The sequence below is a fragment of the Lysobacter koreensis genome (genome assembly GCF_042677045.1).
Taxonomy (GTDB): domain Bacteria; phylum Pseudomonadota; class Gammaproteobacteria; order Xanthomonadales; family Xanthomonadaceae; genus Lysobacter_K; species Lysobacter_K koreensis.
The window spans coordinates 1-19,438 of the sequence record NZ_JBHTIH010000008.1; the positions used below are offsets into that span (position 1 = coordinate 1).

A 19,438-nucleotide genomic window follows, 5' to 3' on the forward strand; every position below is an offset into this window, starting at 1 on the left:
TATAACCATCGGCGCCTACACTCGGCGCTGGGTTACCAGTCGCCCGTCGAATTCGAGCGCCAATGCGCCTAACCAGCGGGTGTCCACTTTATCGAAGGAAGTCCCCGTCCCTTTCCTTTTCTTGTTCCGCCGGCTGGGCTGGCTAAAGCTTTGGCAAGTTGTTCCCATGAGTGCGGCCATGGGTGGCGCCATCTCCGTGGCCCTCGGCTTCGGGCACATCAGCGCCATCAACACGCTTCAACTCGTTGGCTACGGTGCGCTCACGGGCTTAGTGTTCTGGCTTGTCGCGTTCGCCGGCCCGTGGCCTGACAATTCGTTCAAACCGAATCCGTTTCGCGGCTCGGCTTAGTTCAAATTCAGGCGTGAGGCAGCCCACAAACGTGCCCGCATCTCATAGGGATAGCTTCACATGGCGACGGTGATTGCCGCAGCGGCTTACTTCTTTTTGGCCTCCTTTTTGTTTACGGAGATCGTGTCGGTCCCGCAACGCCTGGCAATACCCAGAGTGAACACGGGCGGGATCTTTGGTCGGCGCGCTTCGGTGACGATGGGCGGGCTGTCCGCCCTGCTCTTGTCGGTACTTGGCCTCGCCCTTTGGTTTGCCCTCTGCGTGATACCCGTTACGCTCTTTGCGGCACGTCTAAACGCAGTGGCGCCACCTCTGCTTTGGTTCTTCGTTCCGCTTGTCCTCGGCATGTTGCTGAGAAAACTCACTGGGCGGCGCCGGGCCGCTGCCTAACAGTTCATTCCAGCCGAAGCCGCTTCGCGGTTCGGCCTGATCCAGGCGCTAGGCCGCCAATCACCCTTCGAACGGTGGGCCGGGCCTCTCCACCACATCGCTCGGAGCTGCTGACCTCAGTGACCGGAACCCGCCAGTTCCACGGTCGGAGTCATCTAGTTCCACGATCCGACCCTGCAAGCTCCACGGTTGGAGCTTTTGGCTCCAAGCTCGGACCCTTCGAGCTCCACGGTCGGACCTTTTAGCTCCACGCTTGGACCCTTTGAGCTCCACGGTTGGAGCTTTTGGCTCGACGCTTGGACCCCTTGAGCTCCACGGTCGGAGTTTCTAGCTCCACGCTCGGACCCTAGAGCTCCACGGTTGGAGCTTTTAGCTCCAAGCTTCGCCCCTTCGAGCTCCACGCTTGGACCTCGTTGGGTCGATTGTCCGAGCTTCCGGGCTCCTCGACGGCCGTGCCCGCCCCATGGCGGTTGCTCTTGATCCCTCCTCCCCAACCGCAGCCCATGTGGCCAAACCCGAAGGGCGACCGGCATGGATGCCGGTCGTTTTCCGACTGAGCCATGGATGGCGAATCGGAAAATCCGCGCAGGGCTGCGCGTGCGTCGGGAGTTCTGTCAGGGAAGGGCCTTTCTTTGGTTACTTTCTTTGGCCCTCGCAAAGAAAGTAACTCGCCTTCAGGCGAAAGCTCTTGCAGTTGTTCCTGCTGTCTTTTTGTTTTCGACAGAAGCAAACGCAACTGCCAAGACAGGATCAAGAGCTTTCGCACGCTGCGCGCGCGAGTCACTTTGTCCTTGTCAAAAGTAACCAGAACCGCCTGCGCCGGACGCTCGCCGGAGACGATGAAGCCGCTCCCCATCGCCGCAGTGCGGCGATGACCTGCGCTCCTCGAGCAAAGGGTACGGCGCCCAAACTCGCTGTGCTCAGACAAGGGCGCCTTTTCCCCCTTTGCCCTCCGGTGCGGACTTCGGCACATCCATGTGTCTCACCCGCTTCGCGGGCGCCTGCGGCGGTCCAAATCGTTCCAGACGATTTGTCGGCGAGCTCTACGGCGCCAGTCAAGGCGAAGAGCCTCAGAGCCACGGCAACGGCAACGGCAACGTCACTGGATCCCCGCTTTCTCGGGGATGACGAGCAAGGGCAAAGGCGATGCGAGCAAAGGCAACGACCAACAAGGCAATGGCGACGACCTGAACCCCCTCACGTCCATGTGCCGGGCCGGCGCGCAAACCCCGCCCGTTATACTTGCGCATCGCTTCCCCAAGGCCCCGCCCCGCATGACCTCCCCCGTCTCCGAGCTGATCGAACTGCTCTCGCTCGAACGCCTCGAGGACAACCTGTTCCGCGGCCAGAGCCGCGACATCGGCACCAAGTACGTGTTCGGCGGTCAGGTGCTGGGCCAGGCGCTGTCGGCGGCGCAGGCGACTATGGAAACCCCGCGCAGCGCGCACTCGCTGCATGCGTACTTCCTCAAGGCCGGCGACATCGCCGCGCCGATCGTCTACCAGGTCGACCGCACCCGCGACGGCGGCAGCTTCTCGGTGCGACGCGTGACCGCGATCCAGCACGGCCAGCCGATCTTCTTCCTGGCCGCGTCGTTCCAGAAGGACGAGGCCGGCGGCGAGCACCAACTGTCGATGCCGGAAGTGCCCAAGCCCGAGGACATCGAACCCGGGCACGCGGTGCCGCCGGAGGTGATGGCGACCCTGCCGATCAAGGTCCAGCGCTGGCTGTCGCGGCAGGGGCCGTTCGAATTCCGCCACGTCTACCCGCGCGACGAGCTCAACCCGCCCAAGCGCCCGCCCTACCAGCAGGTCTGGTTCCGCCTGAGCGAGAAGGTCGGCGACGCGCCGGAGCTGCACCGCGCGCTGCTCGCCTACGCGTCGGACTTCCACCTGCTCGGCACCGCGACGTTCCCGCACGGGATCAGCTACTACCAGCCGAACGTGCAGATGGCCTCGCTCGATCACGCGCTGTGGTTCCACCGCCCGTTCCGCGCCGACGACTGGCTGCTGTACTCGATCGACAGCCCCAGCGCGCAGGACGCGCGTGGCCTGGCGCGCGGGCAGATCTTCGACCGCCACGGCCGGCTGGTCGCCAGCACCGCGCAGGAAGGCCTGATTCGCGTGGTGGAAGCCAACGACGCTCCGCCTGCACGCGTGGTCGACGATGACGCCGCGCACGTGCCGGCGAAGGGCTGACCGCATGCGCCAGGTCTTCAGCAGTCCCCGCCTCGAGAACGTCGAAGCCGTCGCGCAGCTGATGCGCGAAGCCGGCATCGAGGTGCGCATCAGCAACGGCCGCTCGTACAAGGGCAACCGCCGCGGCGCCTTCAGCTATACCGACGCCGAGGCGCCGAAGCCGGCGGTGTGGGTGGTGCAGTCCGAGGACCAGGTCAAGGCGCGCGAGATCCTGCGTGCGGCCGGGTTGATCGACTCCACCCGCCCCAGCGACAGCTTCACCACGCCGACGTTCCGCTTCGAGCCGCAGACCCAGGTCAGGACCTCGGCGCAGAAGCGCATGTTCCGCATCAAGATGACGCTGATCGGCGGCATCGTGCTGGTCGCGGGCATGGCGCTGGTGCGCGGCATCAACACCAAGCCGGCGCCGGCGCTGGCGCTGCCGCCGTTCGACGGCACGATCGGCGCGACCTTGCCGCCGATCGCACGCGCGGTGTTCGCGAAGGAAATCGCCGCGATCAAGATGCCGATGCTGTGCCTGGCGGTGGACGGCAAGGACGCGTCGACCGAGCTGATCGGCCAGCTGTCGACGCCGGCCAAGCCCATCGTGCCGGCCTCGCACTGCGTGCGGGTGGCCGACGAGGAGCGCGGCAGCTACCACCAGCACACGGGCCGCGAGGCGGCGTTCGTCGAGGTCCACGCGTTCCGGCCGTCGGCGCCCGACGTCGGGCAGATCGAGTTCAGCGCCTACCACCACCGCATGTGGGCCAGCTACAAGACCCTCGAGGTGCGCCGCATCCAAGACACCTGGCAGGTGGTGCGGGTGATCAAGCACGTGGCGACCTGAGCGCGAGCGACGCTCCAGCAGGCCGCCGGTCACATTTGCCGCGGTTCGCCGTCCCGTAAGGCAATTGCCAACAGACGCCGTGCGGGACCGCCCATGAACGCCGAGACCATCGAAGGCCTGATCCACCACGAGCTGCCGGCCGCGGCCGACGGCGACCGGCATGCGTACTCGCGGATCGTCGCGGCGTGCCAGAACGCGGTGACCGGGCTGGCGCTGGCGATCGTGCGCGACGTGCCGGCCAGCGAGGACATCGCCCAGGAGGCGTTCCTCAATGCCTGGAACAACCTGCGGCGGCTGCAGAACCCGACCAGCTTCCTGCCGTGGCTGCGCGAGATAACCCGCAACCTCGCCCGCGACCACCTGCGCAACGCGCGCCGGTTCGCGCGCGAGGTCGCCGATGCCGACGAGGTGATCGCCGCGGTCGCCGACCCGGGGCCGGGGCCGGCCGAGCACTTGATCGAGCACGAACGCCAGCACGCGGCCGCGGAACTGATCTCGGCGTTGCCCGACGACAGCCGCGAGGTGCTGCTGCTGTACTACCGCGAGGGCCAGAGTTCGCAGCAGGTCGCCGCCCTGCTCGGACTGAGCGACGCGGCCGTGCGCAAGCGGCTGTCGCGGGCGCGCGCGACGGTGCGATCGGAACTGCTCGCGCGCTTCAGCGCGTTCGCCTGCGACAGCGCGCCGTCGGCGGCGTTCACCGCGATGGTGGCGACCGCGCTCGGGGTGGCCAGCCCGACCGCCACGGCGGCGATCGCGGTCAGCGCGCTCGGCGCCGGCGCGGTGGGCTCGGGGGTCGGCAAGCTGGGTGCGGGCGGCGTCGGTGCGGGTGTCTCGGCCGGCGTCGCCGGCGGCGCGGCCGGCGGCGGCTTCAGCTACCTGGTCGATGCGGCGATGCGTTACGACGTGGTGCTGGTCGCGTCGCTCGCCGGCGTGCTCGCTTCGTACCTGGGCGGCCGCTACCTGCTGCGCTTCGCCGGCAACGAACGCGAGCGGGCCGCGATCAACCGCTTCGTCCGCAACATCACCGCGATCACCGCGGTGTTTTGTGTCGGAGCGGCGGCGCTGGTGGTACTCACCCGCGGCTGGATCCCGATCACCGCGTTCGCGATCGCCTCGCTGGCGGTCCTGAACTACCAGTACCTGGTGCCGCTGCCGCGGATCATGGCGCCGTGCTTCGCGCGCGCGGCGCGGCGCAGCGGCGCCTACCAACCGCCACGGATGTATCGCTACTGCTTCGGCTCGTCGGCCGTGTGGATCAGCTCGGTCTTCGCGCTGGCCGGGCTGCTGCATGCGCTGGCCGAGGCGGGACGGTTCTGAGCACGCAAAAAAAGACCCGTGCCGCGGAGACCCGACACGGGTTAGGTGAGTCTTTCTTGTTACTGGTTAGCTGACCGCACCGCGACGTGGAAAGTTCAACGGCGCGGCGAATGCCGCAGGTCGGCACGGGTCAGGAAGCCGTCGCGATCCTCGTCCATGAAGGCGAACGACTTCGCCAGCCGCGGCATCTTCTCGCCGACCTCGAGACGGCTCAGCTTGCCGTCGCGGTTGAGGTCGGCGGCGGTGAAGTGTTCCTCGAAGCGCTTGGCGCGTTCGGCGTCGCGCTGCAGGCGCAGGCGCTCGTGGTGGGCGTGCAGTTCGCTGCGCACCACGTAGCCGTCGCGGTTGCCGTCGATCTGCGCGAATTGCTCGCCGATCCGCGGCGATCCGGCCGCCTCGGCGCGGCTGATGCGGCCGTCGCCGTCGCCGTCGAGTTGGGCGCCGCCCGCCATGCCGCCGTGGTGGCCACGCTTGCCCTTCCATTGCGGCCGCTCGCTGCGGTCGAGCCGGCCGTCGCGGTTCTTGTCGAGCGCGTCGAACTTGCCGGCCAGGCGCGGGTGCGCGGCGGCTTCGGCGCGGTCGATCACGCCGTCGTTGTTGCTGTCGACCTTCATCATCGAGCGCTGCGGGCCGGCGCCGTGGTCGCCGCCGGGCGTGGCCTGCGGTGCGGCGACGGCGATACCGGCGATCGCGCAGGCAATCGTGCTGGCCAGCAGCGTCGCGAGCAGCACGCGGCGGGTCGGGATCCGGCTCGGGTGGGTCGTGTTCATGCGGAACTCCTGCGAAGGGCAACCGGATGGCGCCGATGCAGAGAAAACGCCCGCACCCACGCCCGGTTGACAGCCGCGTCCGCGTTGTTCAGTTGCACAGCCACCCAATTGCCGGCGCTATGCTGCAGCCATGGGCAACGACCACCAGGATCCGGACGACCTGCGCCTGTTCCACACCGGCGAGCACGCCTGCGGCTACTGGCCGGACCGGGTCGCGCGCGACCTAGTGCTCGACCCGCGCGACCCGCGCCTGGCGCGCTGGTATCCGATGGCGCTGGGCTGGGGTTTCCGCCGTTCCGGCGACATCGTCTACCGCCCGCATTGCGCCGGCTGCCGCGCCTGCATCGCGGTGCGGATCCCGGTCGACCGCTTCGTGCCCGACCGCAGCCAGCGCCGCTGCCTGGCGCGCAACGCCGACGTCGAACTGCGCGTGTGCTCGACCCAGCGGACCGACGAGCAACTCGTGCTGTACCGCCGCTACCTGGCCGCGCGCCACGCCGGCGGCGGCATGGACGGGCACGGCGCCAGCGAATTCGACCAGTTCCTGATCGGCAGCTGGAGCGAGGGCCGCTTCCTGGAGTTGCGCCAGACCGCCGCGCACGGCCCGGGCCGGCTGCTGGCGGTCGCGGTCACCGACGTCATCGAAACCGCGTTGTCGGCGGTGTACACGTTCTACGACCCGGATCCGGCGCTCGCCGCGCGCGGGCTGGGCACGCTGGCGATCCTGCAGCAGCTGCAATGGGCGCGGCGCGAACAGCGCAGCCACCTGTACCTCGGCTACTGGATCGCCGGGCATCGCAAGATGGACTACAAGCGCCGCTTCCGGCCGCTGGAAGGATTCGACGGCCGCAGCTGGCACGAACTCGATGCGGAAGACTTCGCATGAGGTTGGGATGGGTGGCGTCGCGCTGCCGCCACGCCCGCAGCGGCCGCCGATGGCGCATCGCACTGCTTGCCGCGACCGCCGCGATCACCGTACTGCTGGCCGGCTGCGTGCGCATCGCCGTGCACGGCGACCCGGAGGCCTGGGCGCGGCAGACGGCCCGCGACATGGAAGGAACGATCGGCATGCTGGTTCCGCTGCGCGTGGCGACCTACAACACCTCGCTGTACGACGACGCCCCCGGCGGGCTGGTGCGCCGGCTCGAAGCCGGCGACGGCAAGGCGCGCAAGATCGCCGCGGTGCTGCAGCGCGTGCGTCCGGATCTGGTGCTGCTCAACGAGTTCGACTACGACCCGCGGCACCGCGCCGCGGACCTGTTCCAGCGCGATTACCTCGAGGTTGCGCAGGCGGGCGGCGGCAAGGCCTTGCGCTATCCGTACCGCTACCTGGCGCCGGTCAACACCGGGGTGCCGAGCGGGCTCGACCTGGACCGCGATGGCAGCACGACCGGGCAAAATCGTGCGCGCGGCAACGACGCCTGGGGCTACGGCCTGCACCCGGGCCAGTACGGGATGCTGGTGCTGTCGCGGTATCCGATCGACGACGCCGCGTCGCGCACGTTCCAGTTGTTCAAGTGGAGCGCGCTGCCGGCGGCACGCCAGCCGCGCGACCCGGCCACCGGCGCGCCCTGGTACATGCCTGCGGTGTGGTCGCAGCTGCGGCTGTCGTCGAAATCGCATTGGGACGTGCCGGTGCGCACGCCGCTGGGCACGCTGCACCTGCTCGCCGCCCACCCGACGCCGCCGGTGTTCGACGGCCCCGAGGACCGCAACGGCGCGCGCAATTTCGATGAGATCAAGCTGTGGGCGCAGTACCTGTCGGCCGGTGACCAGCCGTGGCTGTGCGATGGCCAGGGCCGCTGCGGCGGACTGCCCGGCGATGCGCGGTTCGTGATCGCCGGCGACTACAACGCCGACCCCAGCGACGGCGCCGGCCTGCCCGGCGCGATCGCGCAGTTGCTGTCGCACCCGCGCGTCGATGCGCGCGTGGTGCCGCGCAGCGCCGGCGCGGTCGAGCGCGCCGCGGACCGCGCGTTGCCGCGCACCGGCGATGTCGGCAGCCACACCGGCGATTTCGGCGCGCAGGCCGGCACGTTGCGGCTCGACTACCTGCTGCCGTCGCGCGGCTTGGCGGTGCGCGACGCGGGCGTGTTCTGGCCGATCAGCGGCAGCGCCGACGCGGCATTGGTCGACGCGAGCGACCACCACCTGGTGTGGCTGGACCTGGGCGGCGCGGCGCGGTAGTCCGTGCCTGCAGTGCCGAGCCTGCGCGGCACGGCCGTGTCGTTCGCGCGAGACGCGTGCCGAGCGGGCTCGGCACTACAACCGCGGATCAGGGCTTGGGCGGAGTCGCCGAGGCTTCGGCGGGCACCGCCGCCGGCAGTGCTTCCGCCGGCGAAGTTGGCGCTGCCACCGGCGCCGACGCGACCGTCTCGGCCACGCGGATCCGCGGGCCGAACCCGAACGCGCCATCGGACTGCGCGGACACGATCATCCGCACCATCGAGCTGGGCACCATCAGCTCGCACACGATCGGGCGATCGTCCTGGGTGCGGCCGTCGAGGGTCATCTCGATCAGCGAACCGGCGGTGTCGATCTCGCGGCACATGACGTGCTCGCCGGCCGGCCCGCCCTGCAGGTAGGGCTTGATCGCTTCGCCCAGGGCCTCGAGCGCCTGCGGGAAGAAGAACACCGCGTACCCCTTGCTGTCTTCCATCGTTGCTCCACTATGGCCGTGCGTGGTCAGCGCAATTCGATATGCAGCTCGCTGGCGGCCTTGCGCGCGCGTTCGCGGGCCTGGTCGACCTGCTCGCCGAGGGCGAGCGTCACCGCGACCCGGCGCTGGCCGTCGACCCGCGGCTTGCCAAACAGGCGCAGCTGGGTGTCGGCCTGCGCCAGCGCCGCATCGACGCCATTGAACACCGGCACGCCGACGCCTTCGGCCAATACAGCACACGAGGCGGCCGCCACCTGCTCGCGGATCGCCGGAATGGGGAGGCCGAGGATCGCGCGCGCATGCAACGCAAACTGGCTCAGGTCTTGTGACACCAACGTGACCAGGCCGGTGTCGTGCGGGCGCGGCGAGACTTCGCTGAACCAGACCTCGTCGCCCTTCACGAACAGTTCGACGCCAAACACGCCCCAGCCGCCGAGGTCGTCGGTGATGCTGCGCGCGATGCCCTGCGCCTTCGCCAGCGCGCGGGTCGACATCGGCTGCGGCTGCCAGCTCTCGCGGTAGTCGCCGTCGCGCTGCAGGTGGCCGATCGGCGCGCAGAAAGTGGTGCCGCCGACGTGGCGCACGGTCAGCAGGGTGATTTCGTAATCGAAGTCGACGAAGCCCTCGACGATCGCGCGCCCGGCACCGGCGCGGCCGCCGCTTTGCGCGTAGTGCCAGGCCTTGTCGATGTCGTCTTCGCCGCGCAGCGTGCTCTGGCCCTTGCCCGACGACGACATCACCGGCTTGACCACGCACGGTAGGCCGATCGCGGCGACCGCGTCGCGGTACTCGTCCAGCGTGTCGACGAAGCGGTACGGGGAAGTCGGCAAGCCCAGCGTCTCGGCGGCGAGCCTGCGGATGCCTTCGCGGTCCATCGTCAGGCGCGCGGCGCGCGCGGTCGGGATCACCCGGGTCTGGGTGCCGCGCTCGGCGAACTCCTGCTCCAGCTCGACCAGGGTCTGGGTGTGGATCGCCTCGATCTCCGGCACGATCAGCTGCGGGCGTTCGGCCGCGACCAGCGCGCGCACCGCGTTGCCATCGAGCATGTCGAGCACGTGGCTGCGGTGCGCGACCTGCATCGCGGGCGCATCGGCATAGCGGTCGGCGGCGATCACCTCGACTCCGAAACGCTGCAGCTCGATCGCGACCTCCTTGCCCAGTTCGCCCGAACCGAGCAGCAGGACGCGGAAGGCGTGCGGGGACAACGGCGTGCCGAGGGTGATCATGCGCGGTCCGGACGAAGCGGTTGGGGGGTGGCTAGTCTAGCTTCCACCGTGCGCACCGCAGCGCGTATCGGGGTGCTTGTGCGACGCGCTCCGGGTGTGTTCGTTGGCGCTGGGCTTGGGCGGCACGCGAGGTGCATGCGATCCTTCGGACATGACCCGCGCCAGCCGTCCGACGCCATTGCCGACTGCGCTCGCCGTGCTGGCGACGCTGGCGCTTGCACTGGCGGGCTGCAGCGGCTCGACGGGCGACGAACCGGGCTCGCGCCTGAGCGGCGCGCTGGTCGACCCGCAGCTCAGCGAGATCAGCGGCCTGGCCGCGTCGCGCCGGCACCGCGACGTGTTGTGGCTGCACGACGACGGAGGCAATCCCGAACGGCTGTTCGCGGTCAGCACCGGCGGCGCGCGGCGCGCGACGTTCCGGCTGGCGGGCGTGCCCAAGACCGACTGGGAAGACATCGCCGCGTTCGAACTCGACGGCCGCCGCTACCTGCTGATTGCCGACACCGGCGACAACGGCGGCCTGCGCCGCACCCTGCAGCTGCACGTGGTCGAGGAACCGGCGACGTTGAAGAACGCGCGCCTGAAACCGGCCTGGTCGATCGCGTTTCGCTGGCCCGACGGCGCGCGCGATTGCGAGGCGGTTGCGGTGGATGCGGCGCGCGGCCAGGTGCTGCTGGTCTCGAAGAAACGCCAGCCGCCGGAACTGTTCGCGGTGCCATTGCGGCCGACCGACACCGGCCTGCAGACCGCCACTCTGCTCGGCCGCCTGGCCGGCGTGCCGCGGCCCGATGCCGCGGCCGTGCAGCGCTCGCCGCGGGGCGCGCGCCTAGAGGGCCAGGTCACCGCCGCCGACCTGTCGCCGGACGGCCGCACCCTGGCGGTGATGACCTACCGCTACCTGCTGCTGTACCGGCGCGCGCCGCGCCAGGACTGGGGCCGGGCCGTCGCCCAGCCGGCACGCGTTCAGCCGCTGCCCTGGCTGCCGCAGGCCGAGGCATTGGGCTGGGCCGCGGATGGCCGCAGCCTGTACGCGACCGGCGAGTTCGTCCCGGCGCCGCTGTACCGGATCGCGCCCTAGCCTGGAATCCACCGCCTATCCCGCCGATCCGAGCCTGCCCGGACGGCGCTTCGCCGCGCCTGGAAAGTGCACGCCGCGGGATGCGGGCGCCGTCGCTTCCTACCAAAGGCGCCCGGGCAGGCCCGGACCTGCAAATCGCTTGCTTACTTGATATCTTTTTGATATCAATATTGCACCCTAGCGACCGAGAATCCGCCGTGAAAGAGAACCCCCTGCGCTCCCTGCCCGGTATCCCGATGTTGCTCGCGCTACTGGTGGCACTGCTGGTCGCCGCGTTCGCGATGTTCGCCGCGCTCAAGGGCGGCGAGGCCGGGCTGCTCACCATCGCCCTGCTGCTGGGCGTGGCCGCGTTCTTCTGCCTGTTCGGCCTGTACATGGTCGAACCCAACCAGGCCGCGGTCATCAGCCTGTTCGGCAAGTACGTCGGCACTGTCAAGGACAACGGCCTGCGCTGGAACAACCCCTTCTTCAGCAAGAAGAAGGTCAGCCAGCGCGTGCGCAACTTCGAGAGCGGCAAGCTCAAGGTCAACGAACTCGACGGCAGCCCGATCGAGATCGCCGCGGTGATCGTCTGGCAGGTGGTCGATTCGGCCGAGGCGGTCTACAACGTCGACGACTACGAGAGCTTCGTCCACATCCAGACCGAGTCGGCGCTGCGCGCGATGGCCACCAGCTACCCGTACGACCAGCACGAGGACGGCCAGATCGCGTTGCGCAGCCACCCGGCGGAAATCTCCCAGCACCTCAAGGAGCAGCTCGACGAGCGCCTGTCCGACGCCGGCGTGAGCGTCATCGACGCGCGCATCAGCCACCTCGCATACGCGCCCGAGATCGCTCAGGCGATGTTGCAGCGGCAGCAGGCCAACGCGGTGATCGCCGCGCGCACCCGGATCGTTGCCGGTGCGGTCGGCATGGTCGAGATGGCGCTGGCCGAACTGCAGAAGCACGGCACCGTGCAGCTGGACGAGGAGCGCAAGGCGCAGATGGTCAGCAACCTGCTGATCGTGTTGTGCTCCGACCACCGCGGCGTGCAACCGGTGGTCAACACCGGCACGTTGTACTGAGGAGCATCCCGATGACCGCGATCATGATCATCGTCTTCGTTGTTGGCGTCGGCGCGATGGCGATGCACAAGCGCACCGCGCGCTGATCCGCACGGATGAGCGAGAAGAAGGCCTACCCGCTGCGCATCAACGCCGAGGTCCTCGCGGCGGCGCAGCGCTGGGCCGACGACGAGTTGCGCAGCCTCAACGCGCAGATCGAATACGTGCTGCGCGAGTCGCTGCGCAAGGCCGGGCGGCTGCCCAACCCGCCCCCCAAACCCCCGAAGGAAGACAAGCCATGAGCCAGCGCTGGGCCTACAAGGTGGTCGATATCCCTTACAAACTGTTCGGCGACAAACTCACCGTGCGTGCCCAGGCCGAGCTCGACAAACTCGGCGCGCAGGGCTGGGAGTTGGTGTCGGTGCTGCAGGGCCCGGCCGGCGAGCACCTGCGGCTGTTCCTGAAACGGGAAACCTGAGGCCGCGGCTACTGCCGCGGAGTTTGCGGCGATCGGAGGATGCGCATGAAACCCTTCACCACAATCAGCATTTTCTTCCTGGCCGTGCTGGCCGCGTTGCAGCTGACCCGGGTGCTGCTCGGTTGGGAGGTCGTGGTCAACGGCGTCAGCGTGCCGCTGTGGGCGAGCGCGATCGCCGCCCTGGTCGCCGGCGGATTGGCGGCGATGCTGTGGCGCGAAGCCGCGCGCTGATCCTTGCAAGTCCTATCAACCCATGGACAACTCCGCGATGCCGAAGAACCCAACGCTCCAACTGGGTACAACCATATGGCTGGCGGCAATGACCGGAGCCTTGGCGCTGTCTCTGACGGTTATCCCGCAGCTCCTGGAGAACACGCCACAGCCCATCCCTACCGGCATGGCGATTGCCGCGAGCATCGCGCAGACCGCGATTCTGCTGGCATTGGCCGCCTGGGCCGGCGCCGCGCTCTCTCGACCGCTGGGACTCGGGGCGCCCGTCTTTGAGGCGATGCTATCGGGCACCAGCGCATGGCCCGCTGTGAAAAGGCAAATTGCCCCAGCCGCGATCGGAGGCGGCCTGGTGGGCGCCGCGTTGCTGGTTCTGGTACGGGTTGCGCCTTCCGAGCTTGCTGTTCTCGCCCAGGAAATCGAAATTCCGGTTATCGCGAAGCTGCTCTACGGCGGGGTGACCGAAGAAGTCCTGATGCGTTGGGGATTGATGACGGTGCTGATCTGGCTGCCGTGGCGCTGGATGCAGAAGCGCGCGGGCCTTCCTCGCCGGTCTTACGTGATATCCGCGATCGTAGCGAGCGCGTCGCTGTTCGGCGCCTTGCACTTGCCGGCTGTCGTGGCCATGGGCGCGAGCCTCACCCCCGCGACCGTCACTTTCATCATCGTCGGCAACACGTTACCGGGCATCCTGTTCGGCCTCCTGTACTGGCGTCATGGGCTGGAGGCGGCAATCGTGGCGCACGCCCTTTCCCATGGCGTCTACACCTTGGCCAGCTGACGTCGAGCCGTGGCCCATCCCCGATCCGGGGGAGGCCGGTTGTGCGCGGATCAGCTGATTACGCGTTTGCCGACGGCCCTTCGTTAAAAATGGTGCGCAAAGACAGTCGTGGGGCTTGCAGTAGCCCAGTGCGGCTCTGGATGGCTAGCCCGCGCCGTCGCGGCTAAGCTGCACGCATGCGCGTCCGCTCCCGGATCCTCCTCAATACGCCCGAGATCGAGCTTTGGCCCGGCGGCCTGCTGCGCGCGCGCAGCAACCGCGATGCGCGCGCGTTGGCTCGGGCGCAGCGCGTGATGCGGCGCAAGCGCGATGGCCGCTTTCTCGCCGCGCTGCTGCCCGAAGGCCTGCTGTCGCTGGTACCGCGGCTCGCCCGCGAAGCCGGCATCGACGCCGCGCTGCACGCGCTCGACTTCAGCGACCACGCCCGCGCCGGTCTGGACGCGCACGCCGAGCTGCCGCTGGACCGCCTGCACGAACGCCTGCACCTGCTCGGCCTCGACGATGGCTACGGCGAACGCAGCGGCCTGCCGCTGGTGGCCGAACCGGCGCAGCTGCGCTTGGCCGGTTTCGACCGCTACCGACGCCCGCTGTGGCTGTCCGTGCCCGCCGCGCGCGCGTGGATCCACCTGCGCGATGCGGCGCTGCGCGACGGCATCGTGCTGGAGGCGATCTCCGGCTACCGCAGCCACGATTACCAACTCGGCATCTTCGAACGCAAACTCGCGCGCGGGCTGTCAGTCGACGAAATCCTTACCGTCAACGCCGCGCCAGGATACAGCGAGCACCACAGCGGTCTCGCGCTGGACATCGGCGCACCCGACGAGCCGCCGGCCGAGGAATCGTTCGAGCTCACCAGCGCGTTCGCCTGGCTGCGCGACCACGCCGGCGGCCACGGCTTCGTGATGAGCTACCCGCGCGACAACCCGTACGGGATCGTTTACGAGCCGTGGCATTGGTGTTACATCCGAGAATGACGAGTATTGAGCTTCGCCAGTGTTTTTAGGCGTTTCGCCAAGACTGCATATGGATGCGGAATTGCTACAACAACTATATGCAGTTGTTCGAAACTTCGGAAGAAACTTCGAGAGCACTGCATATCGCGGCAGCGCACTTCTTTGCTGATTTGAATGTAATCCTGATTGACTACTGCTACTTGCAGTTCTGCAAGCTTACGGACCCACCTTTCAGTAACAGCCGCAGCGGCAAGCGTCCGAATCTCTCCGTCAAGCAATTGGACTTTCAACTCGAAGGCGCGCGGTTGCTTACGGATGAAATCGGCGCGCTCTCCACTTCAATCATGAAGTACCGCCCTTGGATCGAAGACGCGCGGCATCGCTTGGTCGGCCACACTGATCTGGAAACTCGACTGGGCGGTCAAGCTATCGGGTGTCACGATGAAGAAGAAATACACAAATTCTTGGCCGCCATTCAGAGTTATTGCGACGCTGTAGGTATTGCAGTCGGGTGCGGTCCATTGGACTTCCAGACTCAAGCGGGATCAGGCGACGTGCAAGATCTGATACGTATACTGCGAAAGAACGGCAACTCGTAGTCTGCAAATCGCGGGGGCCACTCAATCCTGCGAGCGTTTGGTCGGCGCAGTGGCCTTGACGCCCGAATCGGCGATCCGCCACAGGTACAGGCTTGCGTAGGTGCGGTACGGCTCCCAGCGTTCGCCGATCTCGGCCAGTGCCTTCGGGGTTGGCATCTGCTCGAGCTTGTCGACCCGTTGCGCGCCCTTGCGCACGCCCAGGTCATCGATCGGCAGCACGTCGGCGCGGCCGAGGCGGAACATCAGCATCATCTCGACCGTCCAGCGGCCGATGCCGCGCACCGGCACCAGCGCGGCGACGATCGCGTCGTTGTCCATCGTGCCCATGCGCCGCAGGTCGGGGATCTCGCCGCGCGATTCGCGCAGTGCCAGGTCGCGCAGCGCGAGCAGCTTGTTGCCCGATACCCCGCAGGCGCGGATGGTCGCGTCGTCGCAGCGCGCCAGGGTGTGGCAATGGAAGCGGTCGCTGTCGATCGCGTGCTCGACGCGGGCGACGATCGTGGCCGCGGCCTTGCCGCTGAGCTGCTGGTAGAGGATCGCGCGCGCCAGCGCGTCGACCGGGTCGAAGGGCTTGCGCCAGCGCGGATCGGGCTCGATCGGGCTCAGTTTCCGCATCCACGCGCCGAGCTTGCGGTCGCGCCGGGCGAGGTGCGCGAAGGCGGCCTGCGTATCGAACCCGCGGGCGTGGCGTGGCATCGGGCGGCCTCAGCGACGCAGGGCGGCGACCGCCCACAGCACCCAGCCGCCGATCAGCAGCAGGCCCCCGGTCGGGGCCAGCGTGGTCGGCCACTGCGCCAGCACGTTCGACACCAGGCTGCCGGAAAACAGGAGCGCCCCGGCCAGCAACGCCAGCAGCGCGATCCGTTCCATCCGGCCGAACGCGGCGGGAGCCAAGGCCGCCAGCCCTACGCCGTGACCGAACGCGAACACCGCGGCGGTCTGCAAGCGCGATTGCGCCACGCCCTCGAAGCCGTGCGCGGCGTACGCCGACAGCGCCACCGAGGCCGCCGCGAGCAGGCCGCCACCGAATGCGAGCAGGCGCGTGGTACGCGACGACGGGATGGCGGGGCTGGACATCGATGGGTCCTCGCGGTTGCGCGCACGATACCAGCATGCAATCGCACAAAAAAAAAAACGCGCCGCGGAGTTCGCGGCGCGTTTTCGTGCAGATCGATCAGGCGCCCAGTGCGGACGCGCGAATCGTCGTGCTTACTTCACGGTCCAGCTTACTTCACGGTCCAGTAGACGTCGTACTGGCCTTCCTCGGTGAAGCCGGCCGCGATGCCGCCGGTCCACGACTCGTACGGGCGTTCGACCGTCTCGTAGCCACGCGTCAGCACCCAGCCACGCACCGCGTCGCGGATCTTCGGCAGGTTGGCCATGTGACCGGTGAACGAGGCCACCGCGACCTTCGCCGGCTCGTTGAACGCCGCGGTGACCGGGCCTTCGAGCTTGACGTCGAGCTTGGTCGCCGGACCGATCGCGCCAATCTTGCGCACCGGCTGGGCGACGTCGAACGAGTAGGTCTCGGCGCCGAACTCGTTGGTGATGATGCGCACGGGGCCGGCGGCTTCCAGGCCGTTGGCGGCCATCACCTTCTTGATCCATTCCATGTTGCTCTGCATCTGCGCCTGGACCTTGACGTTGTCGCGCTCTACCGCCGCGGTCACGACCAGCAGGTTCTCCGCAGGACGGTCGGCCAGCTTCGGCGCCTTGCTGGGGTCGTCCTTGCTCAGGTCGGCGTAGTCGTAGTTCGGCACCGCGGCCAGCATGTTGCTGAGGCGGGCCAAGCCCATCTTCATGTCTTCGCCGATGTTGCTGCTGACGTACAGGCCGGCGTAGCGGCCGATGATGTTCCAGCCGTAGTCGACGTCGTAGGTCTGGGTGATCTGGACGTTGCGGTTGTTGCGACCGGTCTTCTTGAGCAGGAACGACGTGCGCTTGTTCTTGCCCGGCTCGATCGTCTCCAGGGCGTAGTCGATGCGCTTGCCCGGCTCGCTGGCGGTGATCTCCAGGCTGCCGTTACCCAGGCCTTTCTCCTTCGACGAGTAGTCCAGGCGTGCGCCCACGCCGGAGTCGGGGCCGGAGTACTTCAGCTGCATGGCCGGATCGCGCAGCACCAACGGGTTCCACGCCGGGAAGCGGCGCAGGCTGTTCAAGGTGTCGAACACGATCGTCAGCTTGCGGTTGGTCTCGACCGAGTGCGACAGGTGGCGGCTGTCGGGCAGCAGCACACCGACGATCAGGAACAGCGTGGCGACGATCGCCAGTGAAATCAGAAGCTCGATCAGACGGGTCATTCAGGGTTCTCCAGGGCCGACCCTTGGGGGTCGGGGGGGCGCAGACCGGCAATGCTAGCAAAGGATGGTGGATCTGGCGTAGCCGCGGAGCAGCGGGGTGCCGGATTCGCCACGACGGGCACTGGGCCGCGCCGGGTCGAGCGCCGAGGGCCGGGAATGAAGAACGCGCCGCAGCGCGCCGCAGAACTACCGTCTTGACCCGCCTTGGCTCACCCGGCTCGAAGCACCACGCCTCAGGCATCGGATCGCGTCGGTCAAACCAGTTGCAACTCGAACGCCTTCAGCACCGCCCGGGTGCGGTCGCGCACGCCCAGCTTGGACAGGATGTTGGACACGTGGTTCTTGATCGTGCCCTCGGCCACGCCCAGCGAGTTGGCGATCTCCTTGTTGGAGAAGCCGCCGGCCATCAGCCGCAGAATCTCGGTTTCGCGCTCGGTCAGCGGGTCGGGCCGGTCGAGGCTGACGAAATCGTTGCGCATGTGCTCCAGCCCCGACAGCAGGCGCTGGGTCACCGCCGGCTGCACCAGCGAGCCGCCACCGGCGACGGTCTGGATCGCGCCGACCAGCGCCTCCAGCGACACGTCCTTGAGCATGTAGCCCTTGGCCCCGGCCTTGATCCCGGCCAGCACCAGCTGGTCGTCGTCGAAGGTGGTGAGGATGATCGTGGGTGGCAAGGCGTTGGTGCGGGCCAGGGCCTGCAGTGCTTCCAGCCCGGACATCACCGGCATGCGCATGTCCATCAGCACCACGTCGGGCTGGAGCTGCGGGATGATCTCGACCGCCTGGCGGCCATCGCTGGCTTCACCGATGACCTCGATGCCCTCGGCCAGCGCCAACAGCGAACGCACGCCCTGGCGCACCAGGTTCTGGTCGTCGACCAGCAGCACGCGGATGGGTTCGGAACGGGGGCTGGCGGTCATGCACTAACTCCTTCGCAGGCGGCGATCGCCGCCGAGGCCGGCAAGGTCAGCTGCAGGCTGAAGCCTGCCTCCGGCCGGGTTTCTATTTTCAGGTCGCCGCCGTACTGCGCCAGGCGCTCGCGCATGCCGCGCAGGCCGTTGCCGGCCACCAGCTGGTCAGCGCCGCGGCCGTCGTCGCGGGCGGCCATGACGATGCAGCCCTCGTGGCGGCGGGCGTTGATCCACAGGTTGCGCGCGCCGGCGTGGCGCACCGCATTGGTGATGATTTCCTGGGCGCAGCGCAACAGCACGTGCGCGCTCTCGGGATCGTCCATGGTCAACGGCTCCTCGACGTCCATGTGGATCTGCAGCGCCGGCACATTCTCGGCCAGCGGTCGCAGCGCCACGGCCAGGTCGATCGCCCCACTGTCGCGCAGGTGGCTGACCGCCTCGCGCACGTCGGTCAGCAGCAGCCGCGCCAGGGTATGCGCCTGCTGCACGTGCTCCTTGACCCGGCCGTCCTCGGCCAGGTGCCCGGCGACTTCCAGGTTGAGGCTGAGCGCGGTCAGGTGGTGGCCAAGCAGGTCGTGCAATTCGCGCGAGATGCGGGTGCGCTCGTTGACGCGGACGCTCTCGCCGAGCAGGGCCCGGGTCGCGCGCAGCTCGTTGTTGAGGCGACGCTGCTCGTCGCGCGCCTGCGCCTGCTGCCGCGCCACCAGCGCGGTGACGAACACCAGCCCGGAGAAACCGACGTAGCTCAGCGACTGCACCACCGCCACCAGCAACGGCAGGCCGATGGCCTCGACGAACACCGGGATGATCGCCAGGTTGCTGACCACCAGCCAGACCACGCCGACGCGCACCGGCAACAACCACGGCAGCAGGCCGGCGACCACCATCAGCAGGATGCTGCCGGTGCCGCTGCCGGAGAAGAAGCCCACCGCGATGGCCGACGCGGTCAGCACCAGCAACAGCGCGTGGTCGGCGAATCCGGGGCGACGCTGGCCCAGGCTGCGGCTGATCCACCAGTACACGACGCCGAAGCTGAGGTAGACCGCCACCCAACGTGCGACCAGCAGCGCGAAGGCATGCTGTTCGCCGCCGGGAATCGCGGCGATCGCCTCCGGCTCGATCCACATGATCACCAGCCAGCAGCCCGCCATCGCCCATGTGAACAACCCGGCGTAGCGCAGCAGTTGGGTGTGATTCAGGCGGGCCAGCATCCGTGCATCGTAGCGGTATCAAGCCCGGTACGTGCCATCCGAAAGTCATGCCCGGAATCGAGGCCGGTCGCCGCCGCCGGATCGCCATGCGATAATCGCCGCATCCGGCCGCGGCACGTGT

Annotated in this window: 22 protein-coding genes and 1 pseudogene; 15 read left to right on the top strand and 8 right to left on the bottom strand. The window is 68.3% G+C overall.

The annotated features are described in order from the left end of the window. The 5 genes from ACFQZQ_RS13730 to ACFQZQ_RS13750 form a co-directional block, all read left to right on the top strand. The coding region (locus tag ACFQZQ_RS13730; protein WP_386813493.1) for a hypothetical protein at positions 1 to 349 on the top strand (349 nt) is incomplete at its 5' end. A gap of 60 nt (positions 350 to 409) precedes the next feature. Further along, a complete protein-coding gene (locus ACFQZQ_RS13735) occupies positions 410 to 739 on the top strand; it encodes a hypothetical protein (protein WP_386813494.1) in 330 nt (109 codons plus the stop codon). Between the two features lie 1,274 nt (positions 740 to 2,013). After that, on the top strand, positions 2,014 to 2,937 hold the full coding sequence (gene tesB / locus ACFQZQ_RS13740) for an acyl-CoA thioesterase II (protein WP_386813495.1): 924 nt from the start codon (positions 2,014 to 2,016) through the stop codon (positions 2,935 to 2,937). Positions 2,938 to 2,941: 4 nt separating this feature from the next. Then, positions 2,942 to 3,763: a hypothetical protein gene (locus ACFQZQ_RS13745; RefSeq protein WP_386813496.1), complete on the top strand. Its 822-nt coding sequence runs from the start codon at positions 2,942 to 2,944 to the stop codon at positions 3,761 to 3,763. 93 nt (positions 3,764 to 3,856) lie between these two features. After that, positions 3,857 to 5,080: an RNA polymerase sigma factor gene (locus ACFQZQ_RS13750; protein ID WP_386813497.1), complete on the top strand. Its 1,224-nt coding sequence runs from the start codon at positions 3,857 to 3,859 to the stop codon at positions 5,078 to 5,080. Between the two features lie 95 nt (positions 5,081 to 5,175). On the opposite strand, the gene ACFQZQ_RS13755 is transcribed toward ACFQZQ_RS13750, so the two are convergent. Continuing rightward, positions 5,176 to 5,850 carry a hypothetical protein gene (locus ACFQZQ_RS13755; protein ID WP_386813498.1) on the bottom strand — a complete coding sequence of 225 codons (675 nt, stop codon included), beginning with the start codon at positions 5,848 to 5,850 and terminating at the stop codon, positions 5,176 to 5,178. Positions 5,851 to 5,980: 130 nt separating this feature from the next. On the opposite strand from ACFQZQ_RS13755, the gene ACFQZQ_RS13760 reads away from it, so the two are divergent. After that, entirely contained in the window at positions 5,981 to 6,736 is a 756-nt protein-coding gene (locus ACFQZQ_RS13760) for an arginyltransferase (protein ID WP_386813499.1), read from the top strand. A gap of 164 nt (positions 6,737 to 6,900) precedes the next feature. Next, positions 6,901 to 8,037 carry an endonuclease/exonuclease/phosphatase family protein gene (locus tag ACFQZQ_RS13765; RefSeq protein WP_386813674.1) on the top strand — a complete coding sequence of 379 codons (1,137 nt, stop codon included), beginning with the start codon at positions 6,901 to 6,903 and terminating at the stop codon, positions 8,035 to 8,037. A gap of 88 nt (positions 8,038 to 8,125) precedes the next feature. Here the strand turns inward: ACFQZQ_RS13765 and ACFQZQ_RS13770 are convergent, their stop codons facing one another. Then, positions 8,126 to 8,509: a hypothetical protein gene (locus ACFQZQ_RS13770; protein WP_386813500.1), complete on the bottom strand. Its 384-nt coding sequence runs from the start codon at positions 8,507 to 8,509 to the stop codon at positions 8,126 to 8,128. A gap of 26 nt (positions 8,510 to 8,535) precedes the next feature. Beyond that, positions 8,536 to 9,735 (bottom strand): formate-dependent phosphoribosylglycinamide formyltransferase, encoded by a 1,200-nt coding sequence (purT, locus tag ACFQZQ_RS13775; protein WP_386813501.1) that lies wholly within the window; start codon positions 9,733 to 9,735, stop codon positions 8,536 to 8,538. A 151-nt stretch (positions 9,736 to 9,886) separates the two neighbouring features. On the opposite strand from purT, the gene ACFQZQ_RS13780 reads away from it, so the two are divergent. The 8 genes and pseudogenes from ACFQZQ_RS13780 to ACFQZQ_RS13815 all read left to right on the top strand — a co-directional run. Then, entirely contained in the window at positions 9,887 to 10,813 is a 927-nt protein-coding gene (locus ACFQZQ_RS13780) for a hypothetical protein (RefSeq protein ID WP_386813502.1), read from the top strand. A 197-nt stretch (positions 10,814 to 11,010) separates the two neighbouring features. Continuing rightward, a complete protein-coding gene (locus ACFQZQ_RS13785; protein WP_386813503.1) occupies positions 11,011 to 11,877 on the top strand; it encodes an SPFH domain-containing protein in 867 nt (288 codons plus the stop codon). Between the two features lie 95 nt (positions 11,878 to 11,972). After that, complete coding sequence (locus ACFQZQ_RS13790) at positions 11,973 to 12,158, top strand: Arc family DNA binding domain-containing protein (RefSeq protein ID WP_386813504.1); 186 nt, start codon at positions 11,973 to 11,975, stop codon at positions 12,156 to 12,158. Then, complete coding sequence (locus ACFQZQ_RS13795; RefSeq protein ID WP_386813505.1) at positions 12,155 to 12,334, top strand: DUF4177 domain-containing protein; 180 nt, start codon at positions 12,155 to 12,157, stop codon at positions 12,332 to 12,334. The genes ACFQZQ_RS13790 and ACFQZQ_RS13795 overlap by 4 nt, the downstream gene beginning before the upstream one ends. Positions 12,335 to 12,379: 45 nt before the next feature. Further along, positions 12,380 to 12,565, top strand: a complete 186-nt coding sequence (locus ACFQZQ_RS13800) for a hypothetical protein (protein ID WP_386813506.1) — start codon at positions 12,380 to 12,382, stop codon at positions 12,563 to 12,565. A 22-nt stretch (positions 12,566 to 12,587) separates the two neighbouring features. Further along, the gene (locus tag ACFQZQ_RS13805) at positions 12,588 to 13,343 is read left to right on the top strand and encodes a CPBP family intramembrane glutamic endopeptidase (protein ID WP_386813507.1); all 756 of its coding nucleotides are present in this window, start codon (positions 12,588 to 12,590) and stop codon (positions 13,341 to 13,343) included. A 176-nt stretch (positions 13,344 to 13,519) separates the two neighbouring features. Then, positions 13,520 to 14,317, top strand: coding sequence for a M15 family metallopeptidase (locus ACFQZQ_RS13810; protein ID WP_386813508.1), 798 nt, complete (start codon positions 13,520 to 13,522; stop codon positions 14,315 to 14,317). Between the two features lie 44 nt (positions 14,318 to 14,361). Continuing rightward, positions 14,362 to 14,895, top strand: a pseudogene (locus tag ACFQZQ_RS13815) (AbiU2 domain-containing protein); the annotation flags it as partial. Between the two features lie 21 nt (positions 14,896 to 14,916). Here ACFQZQ_RS13815 and ACFQZQ_RS13820 read toward each other — a convergent pair. The 5 genes from ACFQZQ_RS13820 to ACFQZQ_RS13840 all read right to left on the bottom strand — a co-directional run bounded on the left by ACFQZQ_RS13820 (position 14,917) and on the right by ACFQZQ_RS13840 (position 19,317). Further along, entirely contained in the window at positions 14,917 to 15,591 is a 675-nt protein-coding gene (locus tag ACFQZQ_RS13820) for a DNA-3-methyladenine glycosylase family protein (RefSeq protein WP_386813509.1), read from the bottom strand. A 9-nt stretch (positions 15,592 to 15,600) separates the two neighbouring features. After that, the gene (locus ACFQZQ_RS13825; RefSeq protein WP_386813510.1) at positions 15,601 to 15,972 is read right to left on the bottom strand and encodes a DUF423 domain-containing protein; all 372 of its coding nucleotides are present in this window, start codon (positions 15,970 to 15,972) and stop codon (positions 15,601 to 15,603) included. A 149-nt stretch (positions 15,973 to 16,121) separates the two neighbouring features. Next, positions 16,122 to 17,195 carry an SRPBCC family protein gene (locus ACFQZQ_RS13830; RefSeq protein WP_386813511.1) on the bottom strand — a complete coding sequence of 358 codons (1,074 nt, stop codon included), beginning with the start codon at positions 17,193 to 17,195 and terminating at the stop codon, positions 16,122 to 16,124. A gap of 254 nt (positions 17,196 to 17,449) precedes the next feature. Further along, positions 17,450 to 18,115 carry a response regulator gene (locus tag ACFQZQ_RS13835; RefSeq protein WP_386813512.1) on the bottom strand — a complete coding sequence of 222 codons (666 nt, stop codon included), beginning with the start codon at positions 18,113 to 18,115 and terminating at the stop codon, positions 17,450 to 17,452. Continuing rightward, positions 18,112 to 19,317 (bottom strand): sensor histidine kinase, encoded by a 1,206-nt coding sequence (locus ACFQZQ_RS13840; RefSeq protein WP_386813513.1) that lies wholly within the window; start codon positions 19,315 to 19,317, stop codon positions 18,112 to 18,114. The genes ACFQZQ_RS13835 and ACFQZQ_RS13840 overlap by 4 nt, the downstream gene beginning before the upstream one ends. Positions 19,318 to 19,438: the final 121 nt, after the last annotated feature.